This window comes from Zetaproteobacteria bacterium (assembly GCA_003696765.1).
Taxonomy (GTDB): domain Bacteria; phylum Pseudomonadota; class Zetaproteobacteria; order Mariprofundales; family J009; genus RFFX01.
Genome location: RFFX01000078.1, coordinates 1 through 10,211, shown reverse-complemented (window position 1 = coordinate 10,211; position 10,211 = coordinate 1). Strand labels below are relative to the sequence as shown.

Here is a 10,211-nt window from a genome sequence, read left to right as displayed (position 1 = left end):
TTCGACGACCCGGCCCGCTTCTACATCGCCTCCTTCTCTTCACGCACCATCGTCTACAAGGGGATGTTCCTCTCCCATCAGCTCTCCGCCTTCTACCCCGACCTGACCGATCCGAGGATGACCAGTGCGCTGGCCCTGGTGCACCAGCGCTTCTCAACCAACACCTTCCCCTCGTGGGAGCTGGCCCACCCCTTCCGCATGGTGGCGCACAACGGCGAGATCAATACCGTGCGCGGCAACATCAATTGGATGAACGCCCGACGCCACTCGATGCGCTCGGAGCTGCTCGGCGACGATCTGGCCAAGTTGTGGCCGATCAGCGACGAGGGTCAGAGCGACACCGCCTGCTTCGACAACACGTTGGAGTTGCTGGTCGCCGGCGGCTACCCGCTGGCCCACGCGGCGATGCTGATGATCCCCGAGGCGTGGGCCGGCAACAAGCTGATGGACGAACAGCGGCGCGCCTTCTACGAATACAACGCCGCCCTGATGGAGCCGTGGGACGGGCCCGCGGCGGTCGCCTTCACCGACGGTCGCCAGATCGGCGCCACCCTCGACCGCAATGGGCTGCGCCCGGCGCGCTACCTGATCACCGACGACGATCTGGTGGTGATGGCCTCGGAGAGCGGCGTGCTCGACATCCCCGAGGAGCGGATCGTGCGCAAGTGGCGGCTACAGCCGGGACGGATGCTGCTGATCGATCTGGAGGCCGGGCGGATCATCGACGATGCCGAGATCAAGCGGCAGTTGGCCGGCGCCCGCGCCTACGGCGAGATCCTGAGGCAGACGCAGGTCCAGCTGGAGGATCTCCCCGACGAGGTGACGCCGATGCCGCCGGATCACGGCACGCTGCTCCACCGGCAGAAGGTGTTCGGCTACACCCAGGAGGATATCAAGTTCCTCATGACGCCGATGGCCCTCTCCGGCCAGGAGGCGGTCGGCTCGATGGGCAACGACACCCCGCTGGCGGTGATGTCGCGCCGGCCGGAGCCGCTGTACAACTACTTCCGCCAGCTCTTCGCCCAGGTGACCAACCCGCCGATCGATCCGATCCGAGAAGAGATGGTGATGAGCCTGACCTCCATCGTCGGCCCCAACCCCAACCTGCTCGGCCTGGGCAGGGAGGAACCGCAGCTTCGGCTGGAGGTGCATCAGCCGATCCTGACCAACGCCGATCTGGAGAAGATCCGCCACATCGACCGCCACACCGACAACCGGTTCCGCTCGATCACCCTCTCCATCTGCTACCCCATCGACGAGGGTGCAGAGGGGATGGAGGCGGCGCTGGAGCGACTCTGCCGCGCGGCGGAGGGGGCGGTGCGCGACCGCTACAACATCATCATCCTCAGCGACCGCGACATGAACGCCGACCGCATGCCGATCCCGGCGCTGCTGGCCACCAGCGCGGTCCACCACCACCTGATCCGCGCCGGCCTGCGAGTGGAGACCGGCCTGGTGGTGGAGACCGGCAGCGCCCGCGAGGTGCAGCATTTCGCCACGCTCGCCGGCTACGGTGCCGAGGCGATCAACCCCTACCTCGCCTTCGACACCCTCTTCGACCTCAAGCGCGAGGGGCAGCTCCCCGCCGACATCTCCCTGGAGGAGATCCACAACCGCTACATCAAGGCGGTGGACAAAGGTCTGCTCAAGGTGATGTCCAAGATGGGGATCTCCACCTACCAGTCCTACTGCGGCGCGCAGATCTTCGAGGCGCTGGGGCTGGCCTCCGAGTTCGTCGACCGCTACTTCACCGGAACCCCCAGCCGAATCGAGGGGGCCGGCCTGCGTGAGATCGCCGAGGAGAGCGTCCGTCGCCACCGCGCCGCCTACGGCCGCCGCCGCATCTACCGGCAGGCGCTCGATGTCGGAGGGGAATACGCCTGGCGCTACAGCGGCAAGGCCCATCTGCTCACCCCGGAGGCGATCAAGCTGCTGCAGCATGCGGTGCGCAGCGACGACTACACCCTCTACAAGGAGTACGCCCGCCGGATCAACGAGCAGGAGGGGCAGCTGCTCACCCTGCGCGGCATGTTCCGCTTCGTTCCGGGAACACCGGTGCCGATCGACGAGGTGGAACCGGTGGAGGCGATCGTCAAGCGGTTCGCCACCGGCGCGATGAGCTTCGGCTCGATCTCGCACGAGGCCCATACCACCCTGGCCATCGCCATGAACCGGCTGGGCGGCAAGTCCAACACCGGCGAAGGGGGCGAGGAGCCGGAGCGCTTCAAGCCGCTGCCCAACGGCGACTCCATGCGCAGCGCCATCAAACAGGTCGCCTCCGGCCGCTTCGGCGTCACCGTCGAATACCTGGTCAACGCCGACCAGATCCAGATCAAGATGGCCCAGGGGGCCAAGCCGGGCGAGGGGGGGCAACTGCCCGGCCACAAGGTCGACCGGCGCATCGGGCGGGTACGCCACTCCACCCCCGGCGTCGGACTGATCTCCCCCCCGCCGCACCACGACATCTACTCGATCGAGGATCTGGCCCAACTGATCTTCGACCTGAAGAACGTCAATCCCGATGCGGAGATCAGTGTCAAGCTGGTCAGCGAGGTAGGGGTGGGGACCATCGCCGCCGGAGTGGTCAAGGCGCATGCCGACCATGTGGTGATCGCCGGCCATGACGGCGGCACCGGTGCCAGCCCGCTCACCTCGATCAAGCATGCCGGCGCCCCCTGGGAGCTGGGCCTGGCCGAGACCCAGCAAACCCTGGTGCGCAACCGTCTGCGCGACCGCACCATCCTGCAGGCCGACGGCCAGATCCGCACCGGGCGTGATGTGGTCATCGCCGCCCTGCTCGGCGCCGACGAGGTCGCCTTCGGCACCATCGCGCTGGTCGCCGAGGGGTGCATCATGATGCGCAAATGCCACCTCAACACCTGCCCGGTGGGGGTGGCCACCCAGGATCCGGAACTGCGGCGCAACTTCGTCGGCAGGCCCGAGGATGTGGTCAACTACTTCCGCTTCGTCGCCCGAGAGGTGCGCGAGCTGATGGCCGAGCTCGGCTTCCGCACCTTCGATGAGATGATCGGCCGGGTCGACCGGCTGGACACCAACCGGGCCATCGCCTACTGGAAGGCGGAAGGGCTCGATCTCTCACCCATCTTCCATCGGGTCGAGGGGGAGTGCGCCCCCTACCACTGCGCGCGGCAGGAGCACGGATTGGAGTCGGTGGCCGACCGCGCGCTGATCGCGCAGGCCGCCCCGGCCATCGAACGGGGCGAGCGGGTGGAGATCGACTTCGCCATCCGCAACACCCACCGCACCTTCGGCGCCATGCTCTCCGGTGAGATCGCCCGGCGCTACGGCCTGGAGGGGCTGCCCGACGACACCATCCACATCCGCTGCACCGGCACCAGCGGCCAGTCGTTCGGAGCCTGGCTGGCCCGCGGGGTGACGCTGGAGCTGGCCGGCGAGGGCAACGACTATGTCGGCAAGGGGCTCTCCGGCGGCCGCATCATCATCTACCCACCCGAACAGAGCCGGATCATCGCCGAGGAGAACATCATCGTCGGCAACACCGTGCTCTTCGGTGCCATCGCCGGCGAGTGCTACTTCCGCGGCATCGCCGCCGAGCGCTTCGCGGTGCGCAACTCCGGTGCCGTCGCCGTGGTGGAGGGGGTGGGCGACCACGGCTGCGAGTACATGACCGGCGGCACCGTGGTGGTGCTCGGCCCGACCGGGCGCAACTTCGCCGCCGGCATGAGCGGCGGGATCGCCTACGTCTACGACCCGGACGACCGGTTCGCCGACCGCTGCAACATGGCCCAGGTGGAGCTCGAACCGATTCGCGCCGAGGCCGACGCACTCGAGGAGCTCGACCATCAGGGCCCCGACCTGGAGACGGCCGGCCGGGTCGACATCCGCCACTCGCTCGATCAGAACGACCAGCGCATCCTGCAGGAGCTGATCCGTCGCCACCTCCGCTTCACCGGATCGACGGTAGCCGCCCGGCTGCTGGAGGACTGGGGCAACGCCTGCCGCCGCTTCGTCAAGGTGATGCCGGTCGACTACCGCCGGGCGCTGCGGGAGATCGAGGAGGCGCAACGGCGGGAAGCAATGGAGGTCGCCCATGGGTAAGCCCACCGGATTCAAGGAGTATGCCCGCGAGGATCTCTCCTACGCACCGGTCGCCGACCGCATCACCCACTACAACGAGTTCTTCCGCCTGCCGGAGGACCTCTCCACCCAGGGGGCCCGCTGCATGGACTGCGGCATCCCCTTCTGCCACAACGGCTGTCCGATCCACAACCTGATTCCCGACTGGAACGACCTGGTCTACCGGGAGGACTGGCGCCGCGCGCTCGACGCCCTGCACGCCACCAACAACTTCCCGGAATTCACCGGCCGGATCTGCCCGGCGCCGTGCGAGGAGGCCTGCACCGTCAACCTGATCGACAAGCCGGTGTCGATCAAGAACATCGAGCTGGCCATCGCCGAGCGGGGCTGGCGCGAGGGGTGGATCATCCCCGAGGTGGTGGAGAAGAAGAGCGGCAAGCGGGTGGCGATCGTCGGCTCCGGCCCGGCGGGGCTGGCCTGCGCCCAGCAGTTGGCCCGTGCGGCGCACGAGGTGGTGGTCTTCGAGAAGGCCGACCGCATCGGCGGACTGATGCGCTACGGCATCCCCAACTTCAAGTTCGAGAAGCGCTTCATCGACCGCCGGCTCTCCCAGATGCGGGCCGAAGGGGTCGATTTCCGGGTCAACGCCCATGTCGGCGTCGATTTTCCGGCCGGCGACCTGCTGCGCGACTTCGATGCCGTGGTGCTGGCCGGCGGCGCCGGTCAGCCGCGCGACCTCGATGTGCCCGGGCGCAACCTCAAAGGGGTCCATTTCGCGCTGGAGCTGCTCACCCAGCAGACCAGGATCCTCGCCGGCGATGCCATCCCCGAGGAGGAGCGGATCTCGGCTGCGGACAAGCATGTGGTGGTGATCGGCGGCGGCGACACGGGCAGCGACTGCATCGGCACCAGCAACCGCCACGGCGCCGCCTCGATCACCCAACTGGAGATCCTGCCCGAGCCGCCGAAGGAGCCGGACAAGCTGCGCACCTGGCCCGACTGGCCCAACAAGCTGCGCACCTCCACCTCGCAGGAAGAGGGGTGCACGCGCCTCTTTTCGGTCTCGACCAAACGGCTGATCGACGACGGCAACGGCCGGGTGGCGGCGGTCGAGTGTGTCCGGGTCGCCTGGCACAACGAAGGGGGGCGCTGGCGGATGGAGGAGATCCCGGGCAGCCTGTTCCGGCTCGATGCCGATCTGGTACTGTTGGCCATGGGCTTTCTCCATCCGGTGCATGGGGGAATGCTCGAGGAGCTGGGCGTGGCGCTCGATCCCCGCGGCAACGTGGCGGCGGACGAGCGCTTCCGTACCAACATCGACAAGCTCTTCACCGCCGGAGACATGCACATCGGCCAATCCCTGGTGGTGCGCGCAATCGCCGAAGGACGCGGCTGCGCCGCCGCCGTCGACGAATACCTCACCGGCTCGACCATCCTGCCGCGCTGATCCTCCGTCGGGTGGGTCGCTGATGGAGGAGCGGGCGCTGATGCAACAGGCGTTGGCCGAAGCCGCGCGTGCCGAGACGGTGGGCGAGGTTCCGGTCGGCGCCGCTCTGCTCTGCAGCGACGGCTCCCTCTTCACGGCACACAATGCGCCGATCACCACCTGCGATGCCACCGCCCACGCCGAGATCCGCGCCATCCGCGCCGCCTGCCGTGCGCAGGGCAACTACCGCCTGGTCGGCGCCGTCCTGGCCGTCACCCTCGAGCCCTGCCTGATGTGTTGCGGGGCGATCCTCCACGCCCGCATCGCCCGGGTGGTGATCGGCGCCGACGACCCCAAGGGGGGGGCGGCCGGCTCCCTCTACCAGACGCTCGCCGACCGGCGGCTCAACCACCGACCCCAGCTCACCCGCGGCGTGGAGGCGGCGGCCTGCGGCGCGCTGTTGACCGACTTCTTCCGCCGGCGCAGGCGCCAGCGATGATGGTATCGCCGGCAATTGGAGGATTTGTGGTCCGTCGAGCAAAAAGCCCACGGACGGGCTTTTTGCGAGTCCATCAAGGTTGACGGCTTCGCAAGAAGCCGGCAGCCGCGGCCAGGACGGCCGAGCAAATCTGGAGGTTGCGCATGCAACCGACGGATTTGTAAGGGGATCGAAGACCGCGCTCTTCGATCCCCGTCGAGCAAAAAGCCCACGGACGGGCTTTTTGCGAGTCCATCAAGGTTGACCACGCCGACCATCACCGTGCCGTTGTTGCGCCGTCACCTCAACGCCGCCTACCTGCGGCGGGGCAAGCGGCTGTTCGAGGCGGGCGCCATCCTCCACTACGACCTGGTCCATCCCCGACTGCTGCGCGGCGCCGTCCTGGAGGGGGAGGGAGAGGAGACGGCCGAGGTGACGGTCCACTTCGGCCGCGAGGCGATCCAGGGAGACTGCAGTTGCACCGTAGGTTTCAACTGCCCCCATGTCGCCGCCCTCCTCTACCGGTTGCGGGCGGAGCAGGAGCAGCGGCACGAGGATGCACCGACACGAACCGAGGATCCCTTCGGCCGCTGGCTGAACCGCCTCGACCGGGGCGATGCCCGGGCGATGGCCGATGAAAACCTCTACGCACCGGGGATACGCCAGCGTTTGATCTACCTGATCCGCCCCGACGAGGAGGGGCGCCCCCTGCTCCACTTGCGCGCCACCCAACAGCGCGACGGCGGCGGATATGGCATGCTCAACCGCTTTCCGCCCGATCGGGTGATCGCGGCCCGTCCCAACTTCGCGCTGGCCGTCGACATCGAGCTGGCGCAGCGCATCATCGATCTGCGCGAGAAGCCGCTCGACCACCATGTTCCGCTCACCGGCAGCGCCGCGGCCGCCCTGCTCGAGGCGGCGATCGCTACCGGTCGCTGCCACTATCTCGACCACAACCGGCCGGCGCTCGCCGCCGGTGAAGAGCGCAAGGGGTTATGGTGCTGGCGGCGCGACCAGGCCGGCAACCAGAGACTGACCCTGCAGGTGGGAGAGGAGTTCCCGCCGCTGCTGCCGCTCACCCCGCCATGGTACATCGATGCGGAAGCCCACCGCTGCGGCCCGGTGGCCTGCCCGATGGCCGAACGCGCAGCCGATCTGCTGCAGCTTCCGCAGATCTCCGTGGAACGGCAGGAGGAGAGCATCACCCGGCTGCGCGCGGTGCTGCCCGAGGGGATCCCGCAGCCCGAACCGGTCCCGGTGGAACAGCGGATGGTCACCCCCACGCCGCTGCTGCGCCTCTACACCCTGCCCGCCTCCCCGGCCACCGGAAACCGCCCGCTCACCGGCGCGGAGTTCTTCTTCGACTACGAGGGACATCTGGTCCACAGCGACAGCGAAGAGCGACTGCTCACCTGGCAGGAGGGGGAGCTGCTGGTCCGTGCCGAGCGCGACCGCGGCGAAGAGCTGCGTTGCCGCTCGCTGCTGGTCCGTTTTGGCCTCAGCCACATGCCGGTCGATCCCCACCAGCGCAGACAGCGTATCCCCGAGTGGGTCGCCATCTCCGACGAGCAATGGTTCGGCTTCGTCACCGACTGCGTGCCGCAACTGCGTGCGCAGGGATTCGTGGTGGAGATCGAGGAGAGCTTCCGTTTCCGGGCGATGGAGGTGACCGACTGGCACTTCGCCATCGAAGGGGAAGGGGTCAGCGGCCGCGCCACGCTGACCGCCTCGACCGACAGCCGGGAGCAGCTCGACCTGATCGAAGCGGTCTCCGGCTGGCTGCACGAGAACCCGGAATACCTGACCGACGAGGCGATCGAGGGGTTGACCCGGCAGAAGAAGATCCACCTGCCATTGCCCGGCGGCCGCTGGCTGGCCATCCCCACCGGAATCCTGCAGAGCATGCTGCGCCACCTGGTCGATCTCTTCACCGGCCACGAGACGGTTCCCGCCACCCAGTGGGTGGCGTTGGGCAGGGCGCTGGAGCAGAGGCCCGACGTCCGCTTCCAGCAGAACGACGAGTGGCTGGAGCAGATGCGCCGGTTGACCGAAAGCGACGCCATCCCGGCGGCGGTGGTGCCGCAGGGGCTGCGCGCCACCCTGCGCGAATATCAGATCGAGGGGTTGAACTGGCTGCAGTTCCTGCGCCAGCTCGGTCTCGGCGGGATCCTGGCCGACGACATGGGGCTGGGAAAGACGGTGCAGACCCTGGCCCACATCCTGCTGGAGAAGGAGGAGGGGAGGCTGGACCTCCCCGCGCTGGTGGTGGCGCCGACAAGCCTGATGCACAACTGGAAAGCGGAGGCGGCCCGTTTCACCCCCGACCTGTCGGTGCTGGTGCTGCATGGACCGAACCGGAAAGAGGCGTTCGACCGCATCGGCGACCACGATCTGGTGCTGACCACCTATCCGCTCCTGCCGCGCGACCGGGAGGCGATCTGCGCCTTCCGCTACCATCTGCTGATCCTCGACGAGGCCCAGCAGGTGAAGAATCCCCGCTCCAAGGCGGCGCAGATCGTACGGACCATCGACGCCAGACACCGCCTCTGCCTCACCGGCACTCCGCTGGAGAACCACCTGGGCGAGCTCTGGACCCAGTTCGACTTCCTCATGCCCGGTTACCTCTTCGGACAGCAGAGCTTCACCCGCCACTTCCGCCGGCCGATCGAACAGGAGGGGAGCCAACTGCGCAGGGAGCAGCTCAACCTGCGCATCCGCCCCTTCATGCTGCGCCGCGCCAAGAGCGACGTGGTGCGGGAGCTCCCGCCCAAGACGGAGATCGTGCGTTGTGTCACGATGGAGGAGCAGCAGCAGCGGCTCTATGAAAGTGTCCGCCTCTCGATGGAGCAGAAGGTGCGGGAATCGCTCGCCGCCGTCGGGCTCGGTCGCAGCCGGATGGTGGTGCTCGATGCGCTGTTGCGCATGCGCCAGGTCTGTTGCGATCCACGGCTGCTCCGCCTGCGCCAGGATCCCCCGCCCCCCTCGGCCAAGATGGAGCTGCTCTGCGACATGTTGCCGGAGATGGTCAGCGAGGGGCGACGCATCCTGCTCTTCTCCCAGTTCACCAAGATGCTCCGCTTGATCGAGGAGGCATGCCGCTCGCTCGGCATCCCCTACAGCAAACTGACCGGCAACACCCGCGACCGGATCACCCCGATCGAGCGCTTCCAGCAAGGGAAGGTCCCGCTCTTCCTCATCAGCCTCAAGGCGGGCGGCACCGGCTTGAACCTGACCGCCGCAGATACGGTGATCCACTACGATCCGTGGTGGAATCCGGCGGTGGAGGATCAGGCGAGCGACCGCGCCCACCGGATCGGACAGGAGAAGGCGGTCTTCGTCTACAAGTTGATCACCGCCGGTACGGTGGAAGAGCGCATCCTGGAGATGCAGGCGCGCAAGCGGCAACTGGCCGAGGGGATCCACGATGCGACCAGGGGAAAGCAGCCGCTCTGGAGCGAGGCGGAGCTGGAGAGCCTCTTCGCCCCGATCCGCTGACCGCCCGCCACGAAGCCCGCCGGCCCCGCCATCCGACTGGCCGAGCGCCCCCTCCCGAACGCGGCTCACCGTGGCCGGATTCCCACCTCGACCCGCGCCATCTTGCCCGGGATATCGGGAGATGGGCGTACCAGATCGGGGTAGATCACCCGCAACCGGCTTCCGCGCGGCAGCCTCCCGGCGAGCGCGGCACGCACCACCCCCACCCGCTCGGCGGCCAGCCGCCGTCCCTTTTCGCCGGACGGCTCTCCCTTGCCGACACAGCCGCGCAGCAGGAGCGTCACCGCCCCGCCGTCACGCAACAGCCGAACGATGTGCGCCAGCGCCTTCTCGCCGGCCGGGGTCGGCACGGCGCTGCCGCTGCGGAACCCGACCGCCAGGTAGCGGGCCTCCCCCTCCAGCCCGTCGGGCATCAGATTCCGTTTGACCAGGGCGAGGATCCGCCCGGTCTCGAGCCGCGGATGGTGCAGGCTGCCACGCAGCGACAGAGGAATCCGGGTCACCCCCTCCTCGTCGGTCATTGCCCGCAGGCCGAAGGTGAGCGGCAGGGAGAGATCGACCCCTTCCACCGGGATGTGCGGCGCAAGCTGCAAATGGTGGATCACCGCCCTTCCGTCGAGCCGCAGCCGGGGGGTGAGCCTCCCCTCCAGCCGCAGGTCGAGCCGACCGCGCACGGCATGGAGCCCGGTGGCGGCGATCATGACCCTGTCGAGCCTCGGCAGGGCGATCCCTTCCAACCGCAGGGAGAGCCTC

The 10,211-nt window shown here is 68.2% G+C and carries 5 protein-coding genes; 4 read left to right on the top strand and 1 reads right to left on the bottom strand.

The window, feature by feature from the left end; translation table 11 throughout:
- The 4 genes from D6682_07415 to D6682_07400 form a co-directional block, all read left to right on the top strand.
- Window positions 1-4,080 (top strand): glutamate synthase large subunit (locus D6682_07415; GenBank protein ID RMH50253.1); only part of this gene is annotated, 4,080 nt, incomplete at its 5' end.
- Complete coding sequence (locus D6682_07410; protein RMH50252.1) at window positions 4,073-5,506, top strand: glutamate synthase subunit beta; 1,434 nt, start codon at window positions 4,073-4,075, stop codon at window positions 5,504-5,506. The genes D6682_07415 and D6682_07410, both read left to right, overlap by 8 nt.
- A gap of 19 nt (window positions 5,507-5,525) precedes the next feature.
- A complete protein-coding gene (locus tag D6682_07405; GenBank protein RMH50254.1) occupies window positions 5,526-5,984 on the top strand; it encodes a nucleoside deaminase in 459 nt (152 codons plus the stop codon).
- 240 nt (window positions 5,985-6,224) lie between these two features.
- Window positions 6,225-9,458, top strand: a complete 3,234-nt coding sequence (locus tag D6682_07400; protein ID RMH50251.1) for a DEAD/DEAH box helicase — start codon at window positions 6,225-6,227, stop codon at window positions 9,456-9,458.
- Between the two features lie 65 nt (window positions 9,459-9,523).
- Here D6682_07400 and D6682_07395 read toward each other — a convergent pair.
- Window positions 9,524-10,211, bottom strand: a 688-nt coding sequence (locus tag D6682_07395; GenBank protein ID RMH50250.1) for a hypothetical protein, incomplete at its 5' end; no start/stop codon positions are given.

Bases quoted from the DNA above. Each gene is read 5' to 3' on its own strand.
- D6682_07410 (RMH50252.1), top strand. From the start codon at position 4,073: ATGGGTAAGCCCACCGGATTCAAGGAGTATGCCCGCGAGGATCTCTCC.